General features: G+C 58.4%; 22 protein-coding genes and 2 pseudogenes. 11 read left to right on the plus strand and 13 right to left on the minus strand.

The features are described from left to right. Positions 1–9 precede the first annotated feature (9 nt). Entirely contained in the window at positions 10–411 is a 402-nt protein-coding gene (locus LIX91_RS08480) for a RidA family protein (RefSeq protein WP_003319308.1), read from the plus strand. Positions 412–418: 7 nt separating this feature from the next. On the opposite strand, the gene LIX91_RS08485 is transcribed toward LIX91_RS08480, so the two are convergent. The 4 genes and pseudogenes from LIX91_RS08485 to LIX91_RS25745 form a co-directional block, all read right to left on the minus strand. Further along, entirely contained in the window at positions 419–730 is a 312-nt protein-coding gene (locus LIX91_RS08485; RefSeq protein ID WP_024647907.1) for a DUF6482 family protein, read from the minus strand. A 178-nt stretch (positions 731–908) separates the two neighbouring features. Then, positions 909–2705 carry a methyl-accepting chemotaxis protein gene (locus LIX91_RS08490; protein WP_226488336.1) on the minus strand — a complete coding sequence of 599 codons (1797 nt, stop codon included), beginning with the start codon at positions 2703–2705 and terminating at the stop codon, positions 909–911. Between the two features lie 162 nt (positions 2706–2867). Further along, positions 2868–3731 carry a methyl-accepting chemotaxis protein gene (locus tag LIX91_RS25740; protein ID WP_370737594.1) on the minus strand — a complete coding sequence of 288 codons (864 nt, stop codon included), beginning with the start codon at positions 3729–3731 and terminating at the stop codon, positions 2868–2870. Continuing rightward, positions 3726–4481 (minus strand): annotated as a pseudogene (locus LIX91_RS25745) (MCP four helix bundle domain-containing protein); the annotation flags it as partial. The pseudogene LIX91_RS25745 and the gene LIX91_RS25740, both read right to left, overlap by 6 nt. Positions 4482–4685: 204 nt before the next feature. On the opposite strand from LIX91_RS25745, the gene LIX91_RS08500 reads away from it, so the two are divergent. After that, positions 4686–5630 carry a DNA/RNA non-specific endonuclease gene (locus tag LIX91_RS08500; protein ID WP_004412588.1) on the plus strand — a complete coding sequence of 315 codons (945 nt, stop codon included), beginning with the start codon at positions 4686–4688 and terminating at the stop codon, positions 5628–5630. A gap of 97 nt (positions 5631–5727) precedes the next feature. On the opposite strand, the gene LIX91_RS08505 is transcribed toward LIX91_RS08500, so the two are convergent. The 8 genes and pseudogenes from LIX91_RS08505 to LIX91_RS08535 form a co-directional block, all read right to left on the minus strand. Beyond that, the gene (locus LIX91_RS08505) at positions 5728–6648 is read right to left on the minus strand and encodes a substrate-binding domain-containing protein (protein ID WP_226488338.1); all 921 of its coding nucleotides are present in this window, start codon (positions 6646–6648) and stop codon (positions 5728–5730) included. Between the two features lie 18 nt (positions 6649–6666). Next, the gene (locus tag LIX91_RS25750; protein ID WP_370737595.1) at positions 6667–7380 is read right to left on the minus strand and encodes a methyl-accepting chemotaxis protein; all 714 of its coding nucleotides are present in this window, start codon (positions 7378–7380) and stop codon (positions 6667–6669) included. A gap of 141 nt (positions 7381–7521) precedes the next feature. Next, positions 7522–8652, minus strand: a pseudogene (locus tag LIX91_RS25755) (HAMP domain-containing protein); the annotation flags it as partial. Positions 8653–8859: 207 nt separating this feature from the next. Beyond that, entirely contained in the window at positions 8860–9696 is an 837-nt protein-coding gene (locus LIX91_RS08515) for a DUF1206 domain-containing protein (RefSeq protein WP_003423890.1), read from the minus strand. A gap of 108 nt (positions 9697–9804) precedes the next feature. Continuing rightward, complete coding sequence (locus tag LIX91_RS08520) at positions 9805–10896, minus strand: SMP-30/gluconolactonase/LRE family protein (protein ID WP_103695428.1); 1092 nt, start codon at positions 10894–10896, stop codon at positions 9805–9807. A 115-nt stretch (positions 10897–11011) separates the two neighbouring features. Then, the gene (locus LIX91_RS08525; RefSeq protein WP_103695427.1) at positions 11012–11323 is read right to left on the minus strand and encodes a hypothetical protein; all 312 of its coding nucleotides are present in this window, start codon (positions 11321–11323) and stop codon (positions 11012–11014) included. Next, on the minus strand, positions 11320–11850 hold the full coding sequence (locus LIX91_RS08530; RefSeq protein ID WP_226488340.1) for a DUF2778 domain-containing protein: 531 nt from the start codon (positions 11848–11850) through the stop codon (positions 11320–11322). The genes LIX91_RS08525 and LIX91_RS08530 overlap by 4 nt, the downstream gene beginning before the upstream one ends. Positions 11851–11873: 23 nt before the next feature. Beyond that, positions 11874–12374 carry an Hcp family type VI secretion system effector gene (locus tag LIX91_RS08535; protein WP_103695425.1) on the minus strand — a complete coding sequence of 167 codons (501 nt, stop codon included), beginning with the start codon at positions 12372–12374 and terminating at the stop codon, positions 11874–11876. Between the two features lie 366 nt (positions 12375–12740). Between LIX91_RS08535 and LIX91_RS08540 the strand changes: the two genes are divergently transcribed. From LIX91_RS08540 to LIX91_RS08550, 3 genes are all read left to right on the plus strand, one after another. Further along, positions 12741–13112 (plus strand): hypothetical protein, encoded by a 372-nt coding sequence (locus LIX91_RS08540; protein WP_100072002.1) that lies wholly within the window; start codon positions 12741–12743, stop codon positions 13110–13112. Between the two features lie 2 nt (positions 13113–13114). Then, positions 13115–13297 carry a DUF1289 domain-containing protein gene (locus tag LIX91_RS08545; RefSeq protein ID WP_003315517.1) on the plus strand — a complete coding sequence of 61 codons (183 nt, stop codon included), beginning with the start codon at positions 13115–13117 and terminating at the stop codon, positions 13295–13297. Between the two features lie 105 nt (positions 13298–13402). Beyond that, positions 13403–14656 carry an MFS transporter gene (locus LIX91_RS08550; RefSeq protein ID WP_004412572.1) on the plus strand — a complete coding sequence of 418 codons (1254 nt, stop codon included), beginning with the start codon at positions 13403–13405 and terminating at the stop codon, positions 14654–14656. 6 nt (positions 14657–14662) lie between these two features. Here the strand turns inward: LIX91_RS08550 and LIX91_RS08555 are convergent, their stop codons facing one another. Then, on the minus strand, positions 14663–15412 hold the full coding sequence (locus LIX91_RS08555; protein ID WP_103695423.1) for a carbon-nitrogen hydrolase family protein: 750 nt from the start codon (positions 15410–15412) through the stop codon (positions 14663–14665). Between the two features lie 161 nt (positions 15413–15573). Here LIX91_RS08555 and LIX91_RS08560 point away from each other — a divergent pair, with 161 nt between their 5' ends. The 6 genes from LIX91_RS08560 (at position 15574) to LIX91_RS08585 (ending at position 23216) form a co-directional block, all read left to right on the plus strand. Continuing rightward, positions 15574–16875 (plus strand): Nramp family divalent metal transporter, encoded by a 1302-nt coding sequence (locus LIX91_RS08560; RefSeq protein ID WP_004410722.1) that lies wholly within the window; start codon positions 15574–15576, stop codon positions 16873–16875. A 184-nt stretch (positions 16876–17059) separates the two neighbouring features. Then, positions 17060–19171, plus strand: coding sequence for a TonB-dependent siderophore receptor (locus LIX91_RS08565; protein WP_226488341.1), 2112 nt, complete (start codon positions 17060–17062; stop codon positions 19169–19171). 53 nt (positions 19172–19224) lie between these two features. Continuing rightward, a complete protein-coding gene (locus LIX91_RS08570; protein ID WP_100072006.1) occupies positions 19225–19953 on the plus strand; it encodes a DUF4198 domain-containing protein in 729 nt (242 codons plus the stop codon). Between the two features lie 274 nt (positions 19954–20227). Beyond that, positions 20228–21094 carry a formyltetrahydrofolate deformylase gene (gene purU / locus LIX91_RS08575; RefSeq protein WP_003346974.1) on the plus strand — a complete coding sequence of 289 codons (867 nt, stop codon included), beginning with the start codon at positions 20228–20230 and terminating at the stop codon, positions 21092–21094. Continuing rightward, on the plus strand, positions 21091–21993 hold the full coding sequence (folD, locus tag LIX91_RS08580; RefSeq protein ID WP_226488342.1) for a bifunctional methylenetetrahydrofolate dehydrogenase/methenyltetrahydrofolate cyclohydrolase FolD: 903 nt from the start codon (positions 21091–21093) through the stop codon (positions 21991–21993). Before purU ends, folD begins: the two co-directional genes overlap by 4 nt. After that, complete coding sequence (locus LIX91_RS08585; protein ID WP_004412561.1) at positions 21975–23216, plus strand: FAD-dependent oxidoreductase; 1242 nt, start codon at positions 21975–21977, stop codon at positions 23214–23216. Before folD ends, LIX91_RS08585 begins: the two co-directional genes overlap by 19 nt. Positions 23217–23226 lie beyond the last annotated feature (10 nt).

Below are 23226 nucleotides of genomic sequence, written 5' to 3' on the forward strand. Positions count from 1 at the left end.
TGTTACAACATGTCAGACCGAGAGCTCATCATTCCGCCCACCATGCAGTCGATCATGGACCGTGCAGGCTATGCGCCTGCGGTCAGGGTTGGGGATACCCTGTACTGCGCGGGCCAGGTGGGGCGTACGCGGGATATGGAGGTCATCCTCAACCCCGAGGCGCAATTCATCGCCTGCTGGGAAAATCTGCGCACTGTGCTGGCCGAGGGCGGCTGCACCTTCGACGATATCGTCGACATGACCACTTATCACGTCGCCATGAGCGAGCACATGGCGGTGTTTCGTGACGTGAAAAACCGCATTTTCCCGCGAGGCCAATGTGCCTGGACATGCATCGGCGTGGCCGAACTGGCGCACCCCGGATTGTTGCTCGAAATCAAGTGCGTTGCGGTCAGGCGCAACAACGCCTGATCGGCAATCACAGGCTGGAGCGCAAGGGTATCTCGTGCCGCGAAGACTGTGCCCGGACATCGTCCAGACCGACCATTTCGTCATGCGCCACGGCCTGGGTCATGAACAACTTTACGTCAGACACCGAAGACAGCACCTTGCGCGCTTCTTCCACCGAGGCAACGTGAAGGGTTTTCCCGCTCGAATCTTCCACCGGCACAGACTTGCCGTCGAGCTTTGCGTGCAGCACGTAGGAACCGCCTTCCATGGAGATCAGATCGAGTTCACGAACCGTTTGATCCTTTACATGCTTGGTCAGGTCTTGAATGTTCAAAGTCACACCTCCGGTGGCGTTCTGGAAATCAGCGCCGCTTGAAAATGGAGCTTTTATTGGCGCAAACGTTCAGTCCTTTCGGGTCAGGCCAGCCTGAACACGCCTGCCGTCAGTGCATGAAACACATTGAGCGATGTCACTGTGGGTCAGCATCGAACACCGGGCGCGCACGTCGCGCCCTCGCTTATTTACCCAACAGCAGCGCTGCGTCGAAGCCCATCCGCAAGTTGCCCCAGTGGCGCCCCTCGAAAAAGAACGGCACATCGATTTCGGTCATGATCTCGCCGGTATCGCGCAAATAAGTCTGCAACAGAAAACGCTGTTTGTTGCCTGCGGCGCGCAGACCAATCGGGTCGGAGAACATACGTTTGTTGCGGCACACCGGCAGATCGACTTCACGATTGCCGGTAGGTTTTTGCGATACCCAGCTGTTATTGACCGGGCAATAGCCCTTGCTGTCGACGATGAAGGTGACCTTGCCGCCGCGTGTGCCCTTGGTCAGCTTGTCGCATTCTTCCTGGCAGACTTGCGCAAAACGCTCGGTGTAACCGGTGGTGTATTGTTTGGGGTCTGTGCCCGGAATCAGCTTGTAACTCTGATCGAACAGATTGACGCCCTGTTTATGCAGCTCGACCAGGCGTGCTTGCAGAATGTCACGGCACTGGCTAGCGCGAGTGATCGCCGCATCCAGTTCGCCATGCCCAAGCACAAATCGCCCCAACAGCGCCTGCACCTGCTCGGCCACACTGGACAGATCCCGGGTGGCCGTCGCGGAGTGCTGCATGCGCTGGTCGATGGCCTGGCTATCGGAATAGATCCGCGTTACCCGCTCATTGATCCCTGTGTTTGTAGAGGCGAACTGCTGAATGTGCGCAGCGATGTCGGCGAGCTTGTCGTTGGTCGACTCGAAATCGCCGATCATGCTTTCGAAATGGCCGGACGCACGCTCTACCACCAGCTGGGTTTCGCGGGCGCTGTGGCTGATCTGGATGGTCTGTTCGTGTGTGGAGCTGACTTCCTGAAGCATGGCGTCGATGTTGCGCGAGATGTCGTCAGTGGCTTTACTGACGTTTTGCGCCAGCGTGCGCACCTCGTCAGCCACCACCGCAAAACCTCGACCACTCTCCCCCGCCCGCGCCGCTTCGATGGCCGCATTGAGCGCCAGCAGGTTGGTTTGCGAAGAAATCTGCTGAATCAGCCCGACAATCGACTTGATGCTTGATGAACGTTCATTCAAGCCGGAGACCAGCCCGCCGAACTCATTCAGGCTGCTGGATATCTGGCTGATGTTTCCAGTCACTTCCAGCAATTCGGCGTAAGAGTCGCGCGCCATGCTCAGGTTCTGCGCGGTGGTGCTGGAAATGCCCTGAGTCTGCTGCGAGACATCCTCAATGCTGCCCACTGCCCTATTGCTCTGGTCCATCACTTCTCTGGCGAAGCGGGCCTGATCGGTCGCGCTGTCGCTGGAATCACTGATGTTCTTCAGCGAACGCGCCGACTCGACGGCGATCTGCACAGTCAGCCCCTGAATGCTGCTGATGATCTCGCGCTGTTTGGCCAGAAAGAGATTGCAGGTACTGGCCAGCCCGCGGATCTCGTCATGGGTGAGCAGCGGCAGATCCCTCGACAGATCACCTTCGCCACTGGCGACTTCTTCGAGCGCGCGAGTCATGGACATCACCGGACGCACGATCAGGTGGCGGAAATACCAGACCATGAAGCTGACCATGACCAGCGTGAACAGCGTGCTCAGCAGAATCGCATTGCTCAGCAGATCCAGCTGACTCTGAATCACGCCCAGCGCGGCGGGGTCCGTTTGCGTGCCGCGCAATTGCAGCATGATGTCGGAACGAATGTTCAACGCTACCCAATACAGCAAGGCGCTGACCAGGACCAGCAGGAAAAGGCTTGATAGCTTCTTGGTCAGCGTGTTGAAAAACTGCTTTTCAACTGACTCGTACAAAGCCTTTAACGTCTGCATTTTGCTGCTCCTGGGTACAAGGGTGGTTCTGGTGCGATGGTTAACGTCTCTCGCTACCAAAGCTTTAATGCGTTCGCCTTCAGCAGAGGCGGAAAAATTTCGGCCACGCAGCTCACGGCGCTTTTCGCGCCGCAGAGTACTGCAGAGTGAGGCGATTTGATATCACAGCTGAAAGCGATCGACCGATTGTGAAAGCTGCCCGGCCATTACCGACAGTTCATCAGTAGTACTGGCGGTCTGGCCGATAACCCGGCTATTGCCCTCGGACATGCTGGCAATCATTTCAACCTGATGGGCGATTTCATTACTGGCCAGGCTTTGCTCGCCAATGGTGCGGGTGATGTCGTTGACCAGTTGCGTGGTGCTCAGCGTGGCATCCAGGATATCGCTGATCGCACGTTCCACTTCGGCGGTCACCGCCATGCCCTTGTCAACCTGAGCCACACCGGCTTCCATGCTGGTAACCGCTTCGCGGGTGCTCTGCTGAATGCGCGCAACCATGGTGGTGATTTCCTGAGTGGAAGCACTGGTGCGTCCGGCCAGGCTGCGCACTTCGTCGGCCACCACGGCAAAACCACGGCCCTGCTCGCCAGCACGGGCAGCCTCGATGGCCGCGTTGAGCGCCAGCAGGTTGGTCTGGTCGGCAATGCCCTTGATGACCTGAATAATATTGAAGATTCCTTCCGAATCCTTGTCCAGCGTGCGGATCACCTGAGCCGACTGCTGCGCCGAGCGGGCAATGCTGTCCATGTCACTGACCACCTGATGAATCACCCGGCCGCCGTTCTTGGCCAGGGATTCGGCCTGACTGGCCATTTCCAGGGCCTGCCCGGCATGCCGGGTGATTTCTTCAATGCTTGCGGTCATCTCGCTGGTCGCCGCCGACATGGTGCCGGCTGCCGAACTCTGCTGCCGGCTGCTGTCGGCCACCTCATGGCAACCACTGCTGAGCTGACGGCTCATGCCACTGACGTCATTGGCATTGCTGCGCACCACCTCGATCATGCTGCGCAGGTCACGCTGCATGATCGCCAGGCTGCGAATCAGCATGCTGGCTTCGTCACGGCCACCTGACTCGGCGATGGGTTCGCGCAGGTTGCCATGGGCAATACTGTCGGCAATACGGCTGGCGGACGCGAGCGGGATAATGATGCTGCGCGTCACCCAATGCCCCTGGATCAGCAGCAGCAAAATACTGATCGAAAGCACGACCGCCAAGGTGACATTGGCACTTCGCGTGGTCTGACGGGTGCGTTCGCCGCTGGCTTTGGAGTTTTCCTCGATCAGGTCACTCAAGCTCGACATCTGCCCCTCCAGTTGCGTGAAGGCACTGGAAAATGTGCCCAGCTCTTGCTGCGCGCGGTCCGGACTGTCGATGGCCAGCCCGACAATCCGCTCGCCTGCGCTGATATAGGCGTCGAGGCTCGGCTTGATCCTGCTCAGCTCTGCCTTGATGGCTTCGGTGAGCGGCAGTTGCAGGTTATCGCTCACGACCTTGCGAAACAGTGCGGCATGCTCTTTGAGGGATGCCTGCACTTCATCACGCGAACTGTTGCTCCTGCCCAGACCAAACAGCATCGCTGACAGCACATCGGCGCGCAGCGCGTCGTGCATCATGTCGGCTTGCAGGTGATTGCCCAGCGCAGCCATGCTGACTTCACTGTCGAGCATCGCCGCCTCCATGCGCGTATTACCCAGGTAGTTGACCAGGCTGATGATCATGACGGTCAGCACACTGGTGCCTATCAGCAAGAACAGACGTAGTTTTATCGACATCCTGTAGCCCTCCGGTCAATGAAATAACGCGAGCTGCGGATTGCTCTTATCTACAGCTTATCGACGCACGTTGCCAGATACTTAAGCCTATTTAACCGATTTTGCCGAATCGTCAGTCGATCATGTCGAACGCCCGGCCTGACGCCGCTCTGTAACGCGTCTATGGTGAACTAAAGACATTCAATCCCCACAGGAGCAAGTACTGTGCCTGACAAGAAGTTCGCCATCGATCTCGCCTACCGGCCCCGCCTTGCCGACCTCAAACCACTGATGTCGACTACACCCTTACTCGAACCACAGGCGCTGGCCGCAGGACGCACCACACCAGCAAGCGACTTGAAAAAACGCACCGGCTATGCCGAGAACTTCCTCGGTGATTTCATCGTGCCCTGGCCGACTGCCGACGAGGAGCTTGCGCCTGATGTCTATCCTTTGAAGAACACGGGGGATCGTCTCGATTACACGCACTTTTCCATCACCATGTCGCGCAGTCGGCGTCTGGCGCTGTATGTCGGCGTCAACATTGATGGTGCCAATAGCGTAGAGGTCAAACGCAGCAAGGATTCCTGGGCATTTGACGGCCGCCTGCCCGCCGAAGCGCAGATTGGCGAAAGCGTGTACGCCGACAATCTGCTGGATCGCGGCCATCTGGTTCGGCGTCAGGACCCTAACTGGGGCAAGGAAGCCGAAGTCGCCAACAGTGACACCTTCCACTTCACCAACTGCTCGCCGCAGATGGGTGCGTTCAACCAGAAGACCTGGCTGGAACTCGAGGACTACATTCTCGACAACACACGACGCTGGAAATCACGGGTAACGGTGTTCACCGGCCCGGTGCTGCGCGACGACGACCGCAGCTACCGCAATGTCAAAATCCCTTCAGCATTCTGGAAGGTCGTGGCGTTTCTCGGTGATGACGGCAAGCCTTCGGCCAGCGCCTACATGATCGACCAGACCCGCGAGCTGGGTAAGCTGGACATCATGTTCGGCCCGCTCAAAACCTGGCAACGCAGCGTCGCGCAGATCGAGCAACTCACCGGCATCCGCTTTGGCGACCTGTCCAGCTACGACGGGTTCTCCAACGAAGAGCGCCTGACTGGCACACGCATCGAAGCCCAGATCCGCGGACCGCAGGATATTCGGGTCTGACCTGCCGGTCAGCGCGGCCTACTCCAGGTTCGATCCCGAGCGTGCAGCAAGGACACAAACGTGTGACGCCCAGCGCCACACGTTTGTAACCTGAGCACTACTCGAACTGCTGACGGTTTTCCGGAGTAATGAGCTTGAACGGCACCCAGATGACCGGCGACGCCAGGGTTTCGCCGCGCGCCATGCGCATCGCGGCATCCACTGCGCCGTTGGCCTGCCCGAGCGCATCCTGGAACACGCTCACCGCCATCTTGCCTTCGGCCATCAGCTTCAAACCATCCGGGGTGCCATCGATCCCGCCCACCAGATAATCACCCGCCTTTTTGCCGGTTTTTTCCAGCCCCATGATTGCCCCAATGGCCATTTCGTCATTGTTGGCAGCGATGATGGAGAAGTCCACGCCCTGCTTGACCCATTCAATCACGATGGTCGCAGCCTGACTGCGCTCCCAGTTGCCGATTTTCTTCTGCACAACCTTCATGTCCGGGTACTTGGCGACCACCTTCTCCACGTCCTCGGTGCGCATGACCGATGATTTGTTGCTCGGGTCGCCGACCAGAATCACCACATTGCCCTTGTAATTGGCGCGGCGGGCCAGCTCTTCCATCTGCAATGTGCCGGACTCCAGTTCGTCAGAGCCGACGAACGCCGTCAGCGCAGGCCACTTGGCAGGCTCCGGATTGCGGTTGACGAATACCAGCGGAACCTTGGCCTCGTTGGCCAGACGCATCATTTCCGGCGCACTTTTGCCACTCACCATGGCGACAACGATGGCATCGACTTTCGAGTTCACCAGATTGCGAAACTGCCGCATCTGCAGCTCCACGTCGTCCTGGCCGTTTTCCATGAAAATGTCGGCGTCCAGCAGCGCTACCTGTTTTTCCACGCCGTGGCGCAGGATGGTCTGGAAGTTGTCGTTGTATTTGGCCATGCCTACACCGATCAGCGGCGTGGCAGCCTGCACCAGGCCAGCGAACAGCAGGCTCGCACTCAGGGAAATCGATAACCACTGTTTCATGTTCTGACTCCCGGGGCGTTAAACGCTGAAATGATGGAGCAGCTCGCGCTGATCCCTGGCCATTTTCGACAGGTCCTGACTGCTGATTGCCGATTGCTCGGCACCGTCGGCGGCCTGCTGGGCGGAATCGTTGATGTGCGTGACCATGCGACTGGTCTCCTGCACGGTCGCGCTTTGCTGTTCGGTGGCCGCAGCGATCTGAATGTTCATGTCGCGAATCACATCCACCGCCTCGCCCATTTCCACCAGCAATTGATCAGCGCCGGAGGCCAGCGTCACGCAATGGTCGGACTGGATCTGGCTTTCGTTCATCACCTCTACCGCCGAATGGATCTTGCTCTGCATCTGGCCGATCATTTCCTGGATTTCGCTGGTGGAGGTCTGAGTGCGACTGGCCAGCGAGCGCACCTCATCGGCCACCACCGCAAAGCCCCTGCCCTGCTCGCCAGCCCGCGCCGCTTCGATGGCGGCGTTGAGCGCCAGCAGGTTGGTCTGTTCGGCAATGGTGCGAATGGCGTCGACGATGCCGTCGATGTTCTGCCCGTATTTCTGTAACTCGTCGGTCACCGCAGACGCCTTGTTGACCTGTTCAGCCTGCTGGCGAATGTTGACGATGGTTTCAGCCACGCGCTTTTGCACTTTCCCGGTCAGCTCACTGGTGCTGTCCACCGCGCCGCGTGTGTCCTGAGCCCGACGGGCGACTTCCTCGACCGTGCTTTCCATTTCATTCATGGCTGACGCGGCAGAGTTGAGACGATCCTTCTGCTCGTCCACTACGCGGGTCGTCTGCTCACTGATCTGCGCGTTCTGGCTGGCGGTCAGCGCCAGGGCATCGGCCGACCCGATCAGCTGGCGAAACGTCTGTTGCAACGACTGGGTGAATTCATTGAGATAACCACCCAGCTCACCAAACTCATCGCGGCGGCTGACGTCGAAACGTACCCGCATGTCGCCACTGGTGAGCGTCTTCAAAACCTCGCGAAACGCAGCCAGAGGGCGACGCAGGCTGAAGGCGACCCATGTGCCGATGATCGCTGCCGCCATGACGGCCAGCAGGCAGGCGATCAGCAACAGGCTGAGGCTGGTGGCAATGGTCGAATCCGCCCCGGCCTTGGCCTCGTTGGCCACCGCCAGTGACTGATTGCCGAACTCGCCAATCTTGCCCAGCGTTGCCTGAAGACGGGTTTCCGCTGCCTGGCGCTGTTTGTCGACCTGCTCGGCGAGTGCCGCTTCCTGCCTGTAGGCCTGATAAACGCCGTCGCTGCCGGTCAGATCGTTAAGCAGGCGGTTGACCATCACGCCGGCAATCCGGCCAGCACGCGGGTCCGCTGCGATGAGCTCCCGTGTGCGGGTGCTGATCACCTCATCCTGCAGGTTGAGCACGCGCTGCAAGGTCTGAATATTCGGTGTGGCGGCATGGGCAGCCAGACCTTCGTAGGATTTGCCGACATCCAGTAACAGCTTTTCCCCCGCTGCCACCGTCTCGGCGGAGCCGGCGTTGCGCTCGCGGGCAATATAGTCACGAAGATAACCGGTCAGTTGCGCGCCCTGACTGCTGCTGTAGCCCTGCAACACTCGGCTCTGAAGTGCCTGCAGAACGTGCTGTCGATGGCTGGCAATCAGCGTCTGCGCCTGCTCGGCATAAGCAGCACTCAGTTGGCGTTGCTGGTTCAGGTTGTCGCGCAGTTCGGCACGATCGCCAATATAGGCAGGCGTGCTGTCCAGCAGCTGATTGAACCGGATCATGCTGTCGTTGAAGGGCTGTTTGCCATCGTCGATCTGTTTGGGATCAGTGCTGACCAGAATCCCGAGCAATGCCTGGTTGGCGCGCAGCACATGCACGTAAAGCTCGCTCGCCGCCCTGCTCAACGGTGCGGACTGCCCTGTAATGACGCTGATCCGATCACTTATGGAATGGGTGCTCTGATAGCTGATACCTGCCATGGCGAGCAGCAGTACCACCAGCACAGCAAATCCACCGATCACTCGCTGAAGAATGGTCATGGCTATCCTCTTTTATTTTTATTGCGCTGAATCTGATCCGGGCCCGCGTGGAGAACGTCAGTCCGGAAAATGATCGCAACGCTAAAGAGAATGTCGGCCGCGCCAAAGGCGACTTGAGACGTAGATCACATTATTTTTACTGGCAGGCGCCACTAAAGGACTGCCTGACCTGAGACGTCACGCAGTCCTCTGCCAGAATACGGGCGATCAGCGGAAATGACGCGCCACAGCCTCCGGCGCATCAGGCACGTCCATATTGATCCGGCGCCAGGCCGCCTGAGCGAAGCTGTACACCGAAAACGCGATCAGCCCAAGTGCCACGATCAGCAATACCAGGCCGCCTGCGGGCAAATCCTGCAAGCCGTTGAGCGCATCTTTCATGCCAGGCGGGTGCATGGCCTGATAACTGGAGCCGCTTACCGCCAGTAACACGGCAATTTCAATGAACGCTACGCCGCGGGCGATCAGGCCGAAGCGCGATACCGGACGCACATACTTCATGACGTCCTCGTCGGCCTCGAAATACTTCTCGAAGGAAGCCTTGTAGCCCTTGATGATGTGCACGATGCCCAAGCCCAGGGGCACCAGAGCGACCACATAGACCAGCAGATTGGAGTGATCCCAGGACAGAATGGCCGCCAGCAGGTCCTTGGCCTGACCACCGTCCGATGAGCCGCCGGAGCTCTTCAGCCCACTGACCAGCAGGCCCAGGGCAAAGAACGCCAGTGCGCCGTACGTAAAGCCGCCCACCAACAGACCGCCGCGAATCACCAACCCCTTGAATTCGCGGCCATGGTGGTCAACGTCCCGGGTGGCCTGCAAGACACGCCATGCCGCGAACGCCAGCAGGCCGACGATCACCACCCCGACCAGAACACCGCCGAAAGGCTGGCTCAACAGCGCTTCAAGACTGCTGTGGCTGTCGGCCGGCTGCGAGGAGCCCTGCGCCGCCAGTACCGCGAACAGACCGATAATCAGATAAACAACACCACGGGCGGCATAACCGCCTCGTGCAAGTAGAACAAGGCCGCGTTGCGCCGACATAAATAACTATCCCTGAAAGTAATTACAGGAACAGACCGGGCACGGCCCGAGGGGTTCGACCCGATTGACGACGCGTCGTGTCATGCGCCGTCATCGGGTCACGCGCCGTCAGGCAAACGTAGCACCGCGCGCGTTCACGAACACCGAATAAAGCGAATGGCTGCTGGCCATGAACAGCCTATTGCCCTCTCGCCCGCCGAAGCAGATGTTGGCGCAGCGTTCGGGCAGGCTGATGTGGCCGATGGCCTTGCCTTGAGGGTTGAACACTCGCACGCCGTCGAGTTTCTCCATATCCGCCTTGGGATCACCGTTACCGCCCCAGCCGCACCACAGATTGCCGCTCTCGTCGCACTTTATGCCGTCTATCGCCGCGTAGTCCAGGCCTTCGACAAGCTTGCGCCGCTCGCCCAGCGTGCCATCTTCCTTGACCGCTATCGCCCAGATAAGGCCATTGGGTTTGGCCCGCCCTTCGACCACATACAAGGTTTTCTCGTCCGGCGAAAAGCACAGGCCGTTCGGACCTGCCAGATCATCGATCACTCTGGAGACCTTGCCGTTCGAGGGGTCTATGCGATAGACGCCGAAAGGTTGCTCCTGCTTGACCTTTTGACCTTCGTAGTTGCTTTCGGCCTGGAAGGTGGGATCGGTGAACCAGATAGACCCATCCCGTTTGCAGGCGATATCGTTGGGCGAATTGAAAGGTTTGCCCTCGAAGCTGTCGGCCAGCACGGTGATGCGCCCGTTGTACTCGGTACGCGTTACCCGCCGCCCCTCATTGGTCGTGCTGGAGCCCTCACAAACCAGCAGCCTGCCCTGACGGTCGCGACACATGCCATTGGAAAAGTTCGAGTGCTCGCGGTACACCGACAGCTCACCCGTCACTTCGTCCCAGCGCATGATGCGATTATTGGCGATATCGCTGACCAGCAAGTAGCGCCCGTCACCGATCCACACCGGCCCTTCGGCCCAGCGCATGCCGCTGGCCAGCTTCTCGACGCTGGCATTGAATATTCGTATGTCGGTAAAGCTGTCATCCAGCACACGGACCAACGGGTCGGGGTAGCGTTGGGTCAGCGGCTGAGCGCTGGAAAGACGCGGCAATGCGCCGATGGCGGCAACGGTTGCTGAAACGGCCAGCGATTTTTTCAGAAAGCTCCGACGGCTTGGCTCCAGAGCGGGGCTTGAGGTTGAGAAATCCATCATGCGTCTCCTTGTTATTTTTGGAATGGCGCCGGCCTTGCGGCCGAACGTCATCCTACAAGATAACGCTGCATGGCTTGAATGATGGCCGTGTGAGATCAGGCAGCACTGCGTATTATCTGCCAGCTCTCTTATTAGCTGCTGACTGCCGTTCTGCTCTGAATGTATGAAGCCTTTTAGCTGCAGCGCCCACAAGAAACGCCGATGGAACCAGCATGACGAATACCATCAAGGCAAGAAGCATGAACTCTCCATCCTCGCCACCGATTATGCCCAGGGTATTTGTAGCCGAAACATACAGATCGAGGCCTGCTTCAGTTCCAAGAAGCCAGCCAATAAAGCCTAAAGCGACAACCCACTTAGTGAGCAGCGCAGCCAGTACCAAAACCAAAACGCCCATCACGATGAGTTTTATTATTTTCTTCATTTGGAATTTTTATCGCCAGCACCGACCACATCTATTACCCCATAATACTTGAGATTCGTTCCACCAATAACCTCCCCCCTCTGGCTGCGAAGATACTTCTTAAGCTCATCGAAACCAATCTGAGAATTAAGAGTAATGCAGCCTTCGCTTAGACCACGCGGCCCGACGGGGTGGAGCCTAAACGCGCCACGCCATATAGTATCAACAGTTGTCTGATCATCAACTTCCCCGTCATCCCTATAGAGACCAAACCACTCTCCTCTGTCTGTGCCAGCCAAAAAGTCTTGTAACGGCTCTCTAACCCAACCGAACCTGCCCCCACTTTGCCGATCAACAATAAAATATCGCCCAGTAGGAATTGCACCTTTCCCCTGAACAGACTGATATTGAGGATTATTAACAAATGGAGCCCCCATACCCGAGAACGCTTCATAGCTAGCTTGACCACAACGTAAGGTGCTCACGGATTCACTGTTTAATGAAAAGCTGCAATATGCAACATTAGGATTGTTGGTAGTTTCCGACATGTAACACCCTTCCTTGGCAAAAGTCAGGCGTAGACTTTATTTTTTATACCATCCCAACCACCCGCTATTTGTCCGCCGCCTTGACCATCGGATCGCTTCTGCTGGGTATAGAGCATTTTTATGCGCCCATAATTAAGGCGCACTGTTTCAGTTGGAAAACCACTTTCAATCGAGCCATTGCCATTCAGAGACACCGAAGAAATTATTACCTCTTCAAGCTTTATCTCTAGATATTTTATTTTTTCCGTCCCTGCACGATTTACAGCGATAGTGACCTCTTTGAAATGCTTACCACTGCAGCAAGCCTCATGGAGCTTGGGGGTAGATTTATCAACAGCTTTACGGAAAAAGAAATCGCTCATACTGGCTCGCCCGCTGCTTGCCCCGCCAGCGCTTGTCGTCGTCGCCGACGCTGACTGGCTTGCCCCCACATCAAAATCCGAAAGCTCTATCCAATCTTTAAATACAGCGTCAAGGGATTCACCAGGAATACCCTCGATCTGCATGTAAGTATCAAACGCCATAGCACTACCCCCTGCGTACAGTTAACAAAAGACCTATAATCTACAAATAAAGTGCCAAACACACCTATATGAGACACATTCACTGAACACTCCTTAGCCGATTAAAACGTCGCCAGCTCGACAAGCAATAATTCAATGCACACAAGGATGTCCGAACAACACATGTTAGCGCTATCGTCCTTATCTGAAGATAATGAAGGACACGTCACACCGAAACGTTTAAAAATAAACAAGACCTCACAGTTATGTACTTAATCTGAGGCCAACTCGGAACCCAGCTTCCACATTCTTGATTGGCTCAGCCTGTAAGCAAAACCGGCAATCAGGTATCGTGACCATCTTTCCCTCTACACTTCAAGGCCCCCCATGCCATCCAGCAAACGCGAACAGGCCCACACAGATCGGCGTCTGGTGAGCGCACTGACGCACGCCTGCGAGACCGCCAAGGCCGAGATGCCCGGTTTCTGCTGGCTGACTCATGAAGTCGATTACGCAGCATTCCCGGCCAGCCTGCAGGTGGTGTGGGTGTTTGATACGCTGGCTGACAAGAACGCTGCGCTGCAGCGCGGGTTGGACAAGCGCATGATCGGTCTCACGGTAGAGGCACTTGACGATGCTCAGGTCAGCCTGTCGAATGCAGCGGCGCATGTGCATGTCGACTGCGAAGAGCAGTGCCTGCGCGAAAACGCAGGCGACTGGCAGCAGCGCATCAAACGTAAATACGCCAGACGAGGTTGAGCATGGCCAAGGACATCGAAAACCCGTGCATTTCCGTGTGCCAGCTCAGCGGCGATCTGTGCGTGAGCTGCGGGCGCACCAAGGACGATATTCGCAAGTGGAAGCGCATGAAACGGCCTGAAAAGATGGCAGCCGTGCAACGCGCAACCCAGAGGCTGAAAAGCCTGCAGAAAAAGAGCATTTGAAGCCTAAATTTCATCTTGGGTGCGGAAACTTCTTTAAAAAGGCCCGGGTCAGTATTACCCGTGACTCGGTTGCCTGGAGTCGGACGAATTACAGGAACCTCACTCTTGGTCAGTCATGCAGATCGCCGCAACACCCTTTCACTGGACAGTCTGAATTTCTTCCTTGCCGATGTGCGTGATGGCCTGGGACCGTATCTGGCGATCTATCTGCTGGCAGTGCACAAATGGGACCCGGCCAGCATTGGCGTGGTGATGACCATTGCCGGCATTGCCGGGCTGCTGACCCAGACACCTGCCGGGGCGCTGATCGACCGAACGCTCTACAAGCGCGCCATGATTGGTGTGGCGGCCTTGTTGGTGACCCTGAGCTGCCTGATTCTGCCCTTTACTTCGTCTTTTTCCGTGGTCGCCCTGACCCAGGCGTTGAGCAGCATTGCGGCCTCGGTATTTGCACCGGCCATCGCGGCCATTTCGCTGGGTATCACCGGGCCCAAAGCGTTTACCCGTCGTACCGGGCGCAACGAAACGTTCAATCACGCAGGTAATGCCTGCGCAGCCCTTCTGGCTGGCGGCTTCGCCTATCTATTCGGCCCTATCGCGGTGTTTTACCTGATGGCCGCCATGGCGCTGGCGAGTATTGTCGCGGTCAGCTTCGTTTCCGCAGACGCGATCGATCACGACGTGGCTCGGGGTTTCGACGCCAGCCACGACGTCAGTGGTCATCAACCGTCAGGCCTTTCTGCGCTGTTGAGCAACAAGCCGCTGCTGATGTTCGGTATCTGCTGCGCGCTGTTCCATCTGGCCAACGCGGCGATGCTGCCGCTGGTGAGTCAGAAGCTGTCACAGATCAACATGCAGATGGCCACACCGCTGACTTCGGCATGCATCGTCGCGGCCCAATTGGTGATGGTGCCTGCCGCGCTGCTGGTCGGCATGAAAGCGGATGTCTGGGGGCGCAAGCCGCTGCTGCTGGCCGGCTTTCTGTTCTTGCCGATTCGCGGTGTGCTGTACACCCTCTCCGATGATCCCTATTGGCTGGTGGCGGTGCAGATGCTCGACGGCATCGGCGCTGGCCTGTTCGGTGCCTTGTTCCCATTGATGGTCAAGGACCTCACTCAAGGCAGCGGGCGTTTCAACGTGAGTCTGGGTGCGCTGTCCACGCTGTTCGGGCTGGGTGCAGCGCTGAGCAACAGCCTGGCGGGTTTTGTGGTGCATGCAGCAGGTTACAGCGCGGCATTTCTGACCCTCGCCGGTGTAGCAGCGGTAGCGTTCTGTCTGTTGTGGCTGGCTGTACCGGAGACCCTTTCGCGCTCGCATAACGAAACCGGGCTCAAACCGGACAATGCCGTAGGCGCGTGAAACGTCTTAGCCCACTGTAACTGCTCTGACCCGCCAGCCCTCGCGCTGGCGAGTCGCGACTACCAGACCACCTCCTTCACCCTCCATCCCGCCAACCCAACGCCCTGCCTCGTCCCACAGACCACTGCGCCCCGCCGACTGCCATCCGCCAGTCGGCCCACCATGATTGGCCATCAACACCGGCAGCGAGTGGCGGCGGGCATGCCCCGAAAGCAGTCCGGCATCGTATTCATAGCCTCCCGGCGAGATCAGCACACTGGCTGCGTACACCCAGGATCCGCCTTGCGCCATGCGTTGCGCGTGCTCGGCGTGGGCGAAGTCTGCACACACGCACAGACCGATTCGCTGCTGATCAACTGGCAGATAGCAGTCCTCGCTGCCGGCACTGAACACGACGTCTTCGCCGGGGTGCAGGTGTTGCTTGGCATAGGCGATGACATCGCCCGCGGCGGTGAAGGTCAATGCGCCGATCAGGACGCTGTCGCTCGCCCCCCTGAGTGGCACGCCAACGGTGGTCGTCAATTGCAATTTCACAGCCAGTGCCGCGAGCGGCGCCAAACGTGCATCGTCTGCAAGCAAGGCCAGCTCGCGAGCCAGATCCGGTTCGTAGCCTGTCAATGACAACTCGGGAAACAGCAAGTAACTGGCGCCCAACTCAGATGCCTGTTGCATGAACGCCGAATGCCCGGAGAGATTGTGTTCGATATCTCCCCGCGCAGAGCAGAATTGGGCAGCGGCGAGTATTGGAAACATCATTGGCTCTCCAGGGAAAACGAGATTGGCAGACGCAAGCTTAGCCCGCGCCGCATCTGGTTCACACATAGTTACATTTTTACCAACGACCCATGTTGTATGACGTCCTATCTTGTCTGGCAGTGACTGACATCTCATTACAATAAAAAACGGAGATTCACCGCATGCCGCAAACCCCGTCTCTCAAAGAAACGGCCACGCCAGTAGCCGAACCTCGTCTCAAGAAATTTGCAAAATTATTGGGGCCCGGCATCATTGCCGTGCTGTCCTGGCTGGGCGCGGGCGATCTGATCACCTCATCGGTTGCAGGCGCCAGTTATGGCTACGCCATGATGTGGGTACTGGCGATTTCGCTGTTGCTCAGGTTCCTGATCGTCAACATCATCGCCCGCTTCCAGCTCTGCAATAACCAGGGCATGACCATCCTCCAGGGTTACGCGCAACTGCACCCGCTGTTCGCCTGGTTCATGCTTGGCTACGCATTGCTCATGGGGCATTTGATCAACGCCTACATGATCAAGGGCGCTGGCGAGGCGCTTGCCATGCTGCTGCACATCGACCAGCCACTGCTCTGCTCCGTCGCAGTGGTAATTGCCGTGTGGCTGTTGGTGGGCCGCAATATCTACGCAATGATCGAAGGCGTGATGAAGGTGCTGCTGGCCATCATGACCCTGGCGTTTATGACCCTGGCGATCATGTCCGGGCCCGATGTCACCGGCATCATCAAGGGCACCATCGGCTTCAGTATTCCGCCTGATGAAGGCGTACACGGCGCGCTGCTGGTGGCGGTCTCGGTGATCGGCGCCGTGGCCGGGTCGATCGCCAACTTCGTCCACCCTTACGTGATGCGTGAAAAAGGCTGGACCGGCCCAGAGCACAAGCGCATCCAGCGCAACGATCTGCTGTTCGCGGTGATCGTCGGCATCATCATCAACCTGGCCATCTGGGTGGTGGGCGTCGAAATCCTGCGGCCCAACGGTATTCAGGTCAACACTTTGGCGGACCTGGGCAAGGCGCTGGAGATCTTCTTCGGCCCGCTGGGCTGGTACATCTTCTTCATCGGCGTGTTCGCCACGCTGTTCGCCAGTATTTCCGGCAAGACCACAGCCTTTCCGATGCTGATCACCGATGCCTTCCAGCACATCCAGCCCAAGCGCCGCGAACGCTACGGCAAAGTGTTCCACAACGATCCGATGCACCGCTGGTTCATGCTGTTCATTCTGGTCACCCCGCTGATCTGGTCGCTGCCCGGCATGCCGGACTTCGTGACCCTGACGCTGGGCGTCAACGCGCTGAATATCATCGGGTTGCCCGTCATCTCGCTGGGGCTGCTGATCATGTCCAATCAGAAGTCACTGCTGAGCAAGGAATACCGCAACAACTGGTTCGAAAACATCGCGCTGACCTTCGCCACCGGACTGGCGTTGTGGGTGGCGTTTCAACTCGGGACAGAGTTGCTGGCGTAAGTGAGTAAGGTCCATTTCCTCAACGGAAATGGACCTCGCGCGTGCTCCCCGATCCCACCTGAATCCTGAGCCTCAACGCCGGAACGCCTGCTGATAGACGCAACGGTTACATCTCTCGTCAACAAACAACAATAATTCTCAACGGAGATGTTATATTGTATCTATTACTATCAGGAAGTCTCACATGTCGTCTCGTAGAATCGCGTCTCTGGCAGGCTTGGCAATCGGGGTATTGGGCAGCAACAGCTATGGGCAGGAACAGCCGCAGACCATTGAACTGGAAAGCGTCAATGTCACTTCCGACTATCAGTACGAGACCGCCACCAGCACGGTTCAGGGCTATCGCGCCACCCGCTCGGCCACGGCCACCAAGACAGACACCGCCATCGCGGATATCCCGCAGTCAATCAGCGTAGTACCTGCTTCAGTGCTCAAGGACCTTGGCAGCAACAATGTCGAGCGCGCGCTGGATTTTGCCGGCGGCGTGTCGAAGCAGAACAACTTCGGCGGGCTGACGCTTTACGAGTACAGCATCCGCGGCTTTACCACTTCCGAGTTCTACAAGGACGGCTTCAGCGCCAACCGCGGTTACCCAGCCACGCCGGATGCCGCAAATATCGAGCGCATCGAAGTGCTGAAAGGCCCCGCCGCCAGCCTGTATGGGCGTGGCGATCCGGGCGGCACGGTCAACATCGTCACCAAGAAACCCCAGCGTGACGCCTTTACCACCTTGCAGACCAGCGCAGGCAGTTGGGATCGCTATCGTACCGCGCTGGACGTCAACACGCCGCTGGATGAAGAAGACAATCTGCTTTCGCGGGTCAATCTGGCCGTAGAAGACAACAACAGCTTTCGTGACCATGTAGAGAGCAAACGGGTGTTTGTCGCCCCGTCCTTCAGCTGGCAATTGAACCCTGACACCCGTCTGCTGGTGGAAACCGAGTTCGTGCGCCACACATCGACGTTCGACCGAGGCGTGGTCGCCCCCAACAACAAGTGGAGTGGCGTGTCGCGCTCGACCTTCCTCGGCGAGCCGGACGATGACATCGATAACGACAACAACATGGTCCAGTTCGCCCTGGACCATCAGCTCAACGATGTCTGGTCGCTGCGTCTGGCCAGCCACTACAAACAGGGCGAGATGTCGGGTTTTGCCAGCGAGGCGCGCCCGCTGAACGCCGACGGGCACACTGTCAATCGCCGTTATCGTGAGCGCGACAACAACTGGCATGACAGCATCACCCAGTTGGAGTTACGCGGTCGTTTCGACGGCATGGGGGTCGAGCACGAAGTGCTGATCGGCACCGAGTACGAGAACTATCGCAAGAACGAACGCGTCACGACCATCGCCGGCAGCCCCTACGCCATCGACATCTACAACCCGGTCTACGGCCAGCCGAAGCCCGCCGGCGCACGCTCCGGTACTGATTTTTACGAGCATGTCGAAAGCCGCGCGCTGAACCTGCAGGACCAGATTGTCTTTACCGACAAGCTGCGCGGCATGATTGGCGCACGCTACGAGCACTTCGATCAGCAGGTCGATGACTTCACCACCAACGCCACCTCCGGGCAGCGCCAGGACGCTTTCACTCAGCGCGCCGGGTTGCTTTATCAACTCACACCGCAGGTCGGCCTGTTCGCCAACGCCTCCACCTCGTTCAAGCCCAACAATGGCCTGGATGCCGCCGGCAAAACCTTCGACCCGGAACAAGGCGTCGGCTACGAAGTCGGGATCAAGAGCGAACTGTTCGACGATCGCCTGAGCACTACCCTCGCCGCCTTTCATATCGAGAAGGAAAACGTGCTCGCGCTGGATCCGGGCACCGACACCAATCGCGCGGTGGGCAAAGCTCGCAGCCAGGGCTTGGATCTGCAATTTACCGGGCAGGTCAGCGAAGCCATTCGGGTCATCGGTGCGTTCGCCTACATTGACGCCGAAGTGACCAAGGGCGACCAGACCATTCCCACAGGCAGTCGCATCCTCGGTGTCGCCAAACACAGCGGCAGCCTGCTGGGCGTCTATGAGTTCCAGGAAGGCGCGTTGCGCGGCTCGGACGTCGGCGCGGCGTACACCTACGTCGGCGACCGCTCGGGGCAGTCAGGCTCTGACTTCGAGTTGCCGGCCTACCAGACCGTAGACCTGCTGGCGCATTACAAAGCCAGTGAGAACGTCACAGTAGGTCTGAACCTGAACAACATTTTCGATGAAAAATACTACGAGCGCTCCTACAGCAATTACTGGGTCGCGCCTGGCGAACCGCGCAACGTTACGGTCAGCCTGACCCTCAGCCTCTGACGCCTATGACAACCCGGATCAATACACTCCGTTCACAACAACAAGGACGCATCATGCTTTCAAGCAAACCTTTCCTGGCCCTGGGCCTGCTCGGCGCTCTGTTCGCCAGTCACGTCAATGCGCACGGTCTGTGGACCGAACAGCGTCGCGGCAATATCGAAGTGGTCTACGGTCATGGCGCGGAAGACAATGCCTTCAAGGCACAGAAAGTCAGCGGTGCGTGGGCCTACGACCTGCAGGGCAAAATGATCCCGGTGACGGTACAACGTCTTGAAGACCACGCTCGTCTGGTGCCGCTCAAGCCGCCTGCGGTCATGAGCGTTGCGCTGGATAACGGCATGTGGACGCGCGACGCCGAAAAGAAATGGATCAATGAGGGACGCAGCAAAGTGCCCAATGGCACCGACTCCATCCACACCTTCAAATACAGCGTGGCCATTTACGCCGAAGGCGCGCACCTGCCAGCGTTCAACAAGTTGAATTTCGTGATCGTGCCGCAGACCGACCCTTTGAAAGTCGGCGCAGGCAAAGCACTGCCGGTTCGCGTACTGATCGACGGCAAACCCGCCGCCGGTATCAAGCTGATCGGCGATTACCGCAGTGCACCGGACGTCGTCAGCGCCGAAACCGATGCACAAGGCCTGGCCAGCGTCATCGTGCGTAATGAGGGGCTGAATATCATCGCGGCCGAGGTCACGCTGCCGGTCAAGGACAACGCCGACATCGCCGAACGCGGCTTGTTTACCTCGCTGACGTTTGTTGGTGAAGCGCATCACGAGTAAACCCCTTCCTGCTTCCGGAAAACGCCTGCCGCAGGCGTTTTCTGTCTATAAGTGCGTGAATCTGAGCTGCCCTCCTCCAGACGTCTCGACCCGCAATATTCCCTTTAGTAAACAAAGTTTCCAGAAACCTCTGGACGCTGGATTTCCTTTCGCCTATAAAACAGCCTTCAAGAATATTAAATTCCTGTAGAGAATTTTATTCACTGACGAAACCCTCTGCATCTGACCTTTTTCGCCCTGCGCCGAACTGCCGCCACCCTTCAGAGGACACGCCATGCAACACGAGAAGAACCATTTCATCCTGAAGATCAGCTGCCCGGCGACCTCCGGCATTGTCGCGGCGGTGACTTCCTACCTGGCTGGCAACAGCTGCTACATCGGTGAAATGGCCCAGTTCGACGATGAGTACAGCGGCACTTTTTTCATGCGCGCAGTGTTTCGCTTCAACGATGGTCATGAGGGCGACATCCAGCAGTTGAAAGCCGGCTTCGACGCCGTGGCCAACGACTTTGCCATGCAATGGGAGCTGCATGACACGCGCCGGCCGATGCGTGTGCTGCTGATGGTCAGCAAGTTCGATCACTGCCTGACCGACCTGCTGTACCGCTACCACAAGGGCGAAATGGACATGACCATCACCGCCATCGTCTCCAATCACCTGGACCTGCGACCGATGGCCGAACGCGAGGGCATTCGTTTCATTTACCTGCCCGTGACCAGGGAAACCAAGGCTGCGCAGGAAGCAGCACTGATGAAGGTGGTCGACGAAACCGGCACCGAGCTGGTGGTGCTGGCGCGCTACATGCAGATTCTCTCCGACGACCTGTGCCAGCAACTGGCGGGTCGGGCGATCAATATCCATCACTCGTTTCTGCCGGGTTTCAAGGGCGCCAAGCCCTACCATCAGGCTTACGAGCGCGGCGTGAAGCTGATCGGCGCCACCGCGCACTACGTCACCAGCGACCTGGATGAAGGTCCGATCATCGAGCAGGAAGTGCAGCGCGTCGATCACGTCTACCTGCCTGCCGACCTGGTCGCGGCGGGACGCAATAACGAAACCATCGCGCTGTCGCGGGCAGTCAAATACCACCTGGAGCACCGCGTGTTTCTCAACACGGATCGAACGGTGGTGTTCCGATGAGCGCACACATCATCGACGGCAAGGCCGCCTCCGCTCGCGTTCTGCAACAGGTCAGACACGATGTAGAAATCTTGAAGGCCGAAGGTATCGAACCGGCGCTGGCGGTCATCCTGGTCGGTAACGACGCGGCGAGTGAGGTCTACGTACGCAACAAGATCCTGCGCGCCGAGGAAGCCGGCATTCGCTCGCTGGAACACCGCCTGCCGGTCGACAGCAGCCAGGCCCGTTTACTGGCGCTGATTGCCGAACTGAACGCCGACAACACGGTAAACGGCATTCTCCTGCAACTGCCCTTGCCCGCTCATATAGAAGAAAATCGCGTCCTGCAGGCTATCGGTCCGGGCAAGGACGTAGACGGCTTTCACAGTGAAAACGTCGGTGGCCTTAGCCAGGGACGTAACGTACTGACGCCCTGCACGCCCAGCGGCTGCCTGCACTTGCTCGAAGAAACCTGCGGCGATCTAAGCGGCAAGCATGCGGTGGTGATCGGTCGTTCCAACATCGTAGGCAAACCCATGGCCGCCCTGCTGCTGCAAGCGCATTGCTCGGTGACGGTGGTGCATTCGCGCAGTCACGACGCCAGGGCCTTGTGCCAGTTGGCCGACATCGTCGTGGCAGCGGTTGGCCGTCCGCGCCTGATCGATGCCAGCTGGCTCAAGCGTGGCGCGGTGGTGATCGACGTCGGCATCAACCGCATCGAGGACCACGGCCGTAATCGACTGGTGGGCGATGTGGATTTCGACAGCGCCATCGAAGTCGCTTCTGCCGTCACGCCCGTTCCCGGCGGGGTCGGGCCGATGACCATCGCTTTTCTGATGAAAAACACCGTGACTGCTGCAAGGCAGCAGGCCCACGCGCAACGCAGCCAATCGGAGGCCGTATGCCTTTCAACCTGTTGAAATACGGGCTCAGCTCGGAGTACCCGGTCGAGGTAGATCTGCCTGCGCCCAAAGAACTGAAGTCCTCCTACGACGTGGTGATCATCGGCGGCGGCGGGCATGGTCTGGCCACCGCCTACTACCTGTCGAAATACCACGGCATCACCAATATTGCCGTGCTGGAAAAAGGTTACCTGGGCGGCGGCAATACAGCGCGCAACACGGCGGTGATCCGCTCCAATTACCTGACCAGCGAAGGCGTGAAGTTCTATGCCGAGTCGGTGAAAATGTTTCAGGGCCTGTCCAACGAGTTCGACTTCAACATCATGTACTCCGAGCGCGGCCAACTGACCCTTGCGCACACCGACGCCACGGTCCGGTCGTTCCGCCAGCGCGCCGAGGTCAACAAGCATTTCGGCGGCCGCACCGAGATGATCGACCGCCAGCAGATCCGCGAACTGGTGCCGAGCCTCAATCTGGACCCCGGCCATCTGCCGGTACTCGCCGGCCTGTGGCACATCGACGGCGGCACCGCCCGGCATGACGCGGTCGCCTGGGGCTACGCCAAGCAGGCGGCCAAGCGTGGTGTGGAGATTCATCAACTGACCGAAGTGCAGGAACTGGTGATCGAGAACGGCACCCTCACTGCGGTGAAGACCAATCGCGGCACCATCCAGTGCGGTTGCGCCGTGCAGGCGGTGGCAGGTATGAGTTCGCAGATGATGAAGAAGGCCGGGATCCGCTCGCCGATCCAGACCTTCCCGCTGCAAGCGATGGTCACTCAACCTTTCAAACCCTTCCTCGACCCGCTGGTGAGCTCGTCCGCCCTGCACTGCTATGTGCAGCAGACCAGCCGTGGCGAAGTGGTGTTTGGCGGTGGCTCTGATCCCTACCCGTTGTTCAACAGCCGCTCGACGCTGGACCTCAAGGAAAGCCTGCTGGCCCACGCCATCGAGATGTTTCCGTTTCTGGCCAACGCCAAACTGATGCGCCAATGGGCCGGGATCACCGACATGACCCCGGACTACAGCCCGATCATGGGCCTCTCCCCGGTCAGGAATTACTACCTGGATGCAGGCTGGGGCACCTGGGGCTTCAAGGCCACGCCGATCTGCGGCAAGACCATGGCAGAACTGGTGGCCAGCGGCGGCAAGGTGCCCGAGTTGATCAGGCCGTTCGCGCTCGAACGCTTCTCGACCTTTCAGCAAGTCAACGAAATGGGCGCAACAGCGGCCAGCCACTGACGGAGAGCGA

The organism is Pseudomonas sp. B20 (assembly GCF_020515755.1).
GTDB classification, from domain to species: Bacteria; Pseudomonadota; Gammaproteobacteria; order Pseudomonadales; family Pseudomonadaceae; genus Aquipseudomonas; species Aquipseudomonas syringae.

Bases quoted from the DNA above. Each gene is read 5' to 3' on its own strand.
- LIX91_RS08480 (WP_003319308.1), top strand. From the start codon at position 10: ATGTCAGACCGAGAGCTCATCATTCCGCCCACCATGCAGTCGATCATG.
- LIX91_RS08490 (WP_226488336.1), bottom strand. From the start codon at position 2,705: ATGCAGACGTTAAAGGCTTTGTACGAGTCAGTTGAAAAGCAGTTTTTC.
- LIX91_RS25740 (WP_370737594.1), bottom strand. From the start codon at position 3,731: ATGCAGCGTGACCTGCGCAGCATGATCGAGGTGGTGCGCAGCAATGCC.
- LIX91_RS08505 (WP_226488338.1), bottom strand. From the start codon at position 6,648: ATGAAACAGTGGTTATCGATTTCCCTGAGTGCGAGCCTGCTGTTCGCT.
- LIX91_RS25750 (WP_370737595.1), bottom strand. From the start codon at position 7,380: ATGAATGAAATGGAAAGCACGGTCGAGGAAGTCGCCCGTCGGGCTCAG.
- LIX91_RS08515 (WP_003423890.1), bottom strand. From the start codon at position 9,696: ATGTCGGCGCAACGCGGCCTTGTTCTACTTGCACGAGGCGGTTATGCC.
- LIX91_RS08520 (WP_103695428.1), bottom strand. From the start codon at position 10,896: ATGGATTTCTCAACCTCAAGCCCCGCTCTGGAGCCAAGCCGTCGGAGC.
- LIX91_RS08525 (WP_103695427.1), bottom strand. From the start codon at position 11,323: ATGAAGAAAATAATAAAACTCATCGTGATGGGCGTTTTGGTTTTGGTA.
- LIX91_RS08530 (WP_226488340.1), bottom strand. From the start codon at position 11,850: ATGTCGGAAACTACCAACAATCCTAATGTTGCATATTGCAGCTTTTCA.
- LIX91_RS08535 (WP_103695425.1), bottom strand. From the start codon at position 12,374: ATGGCGTTTGATACTTACATGCAGATCGAGGGTATTCCTGGTGAATCC.
- LIX91_RS08540 (WP_100072002.1), top strand. From the start codon at position 12,741: ATGCCATCCAGCAAACGCGAACAGGCCCACACAGATCGGCGTCTGGTG.
- LIX91_RS08545 (WP_003315517.1), top strand. From the start codon at position 13,115: ATGGCCAAGGACATCGAAAACCCGTGCATTTCCGTGTGCCAGCTCAGC.
- LIX91_RS08555 (WP_103695423.1), bottom strand. From the start codon at position 15,412: ATGATGTTTCCAATACTCGCCGCTGCCCAATTCTGCTCTGCGCGGGGA.
- LIX91_RS08560 (WP_004410722.1), top strand. From the start codon at position 15,574: ATGCCGCAAACCCCGTCTCTCAAAGAAACGGCCACGCCAGTAGCCGAA.
- LIX91_RS08565 (WP_226488341.1), top strand. From the start codon at position 17,060: ATGTCGTCTCGTAGAATCGCGTCTCTGGCAGGCTTGGCAATCGGGGTA.
- LIX91_RS08570 (WP_100072006.1), top strand. From the start codon at position 19,225: ATGCTTTCAAGCAAACCTTTCCTGGCCCTGGGCCTGCTCGGCGCTCTG.
- purU (WP_003346974.1), top strand. From the start codon at position 20,228: ATGCAACACGAGAAGAACCATTTCATCCTGAAGATCAGCTGCCCGGCG.
- folD (WP_226488342.1), top strand. From the start codon at position 21,091: ATGAGCGCACACATCATCGACGGCAAGGCCGCCTCCGCTCGCGTTCTG.
- LIX91_RS08585 (WP_004412561.1), top strand. From the start codon at position 21,975: ATGCCTTTCAACCTGTTGAAATACGGGCTCAGCTCGGAGTACCCGGTC.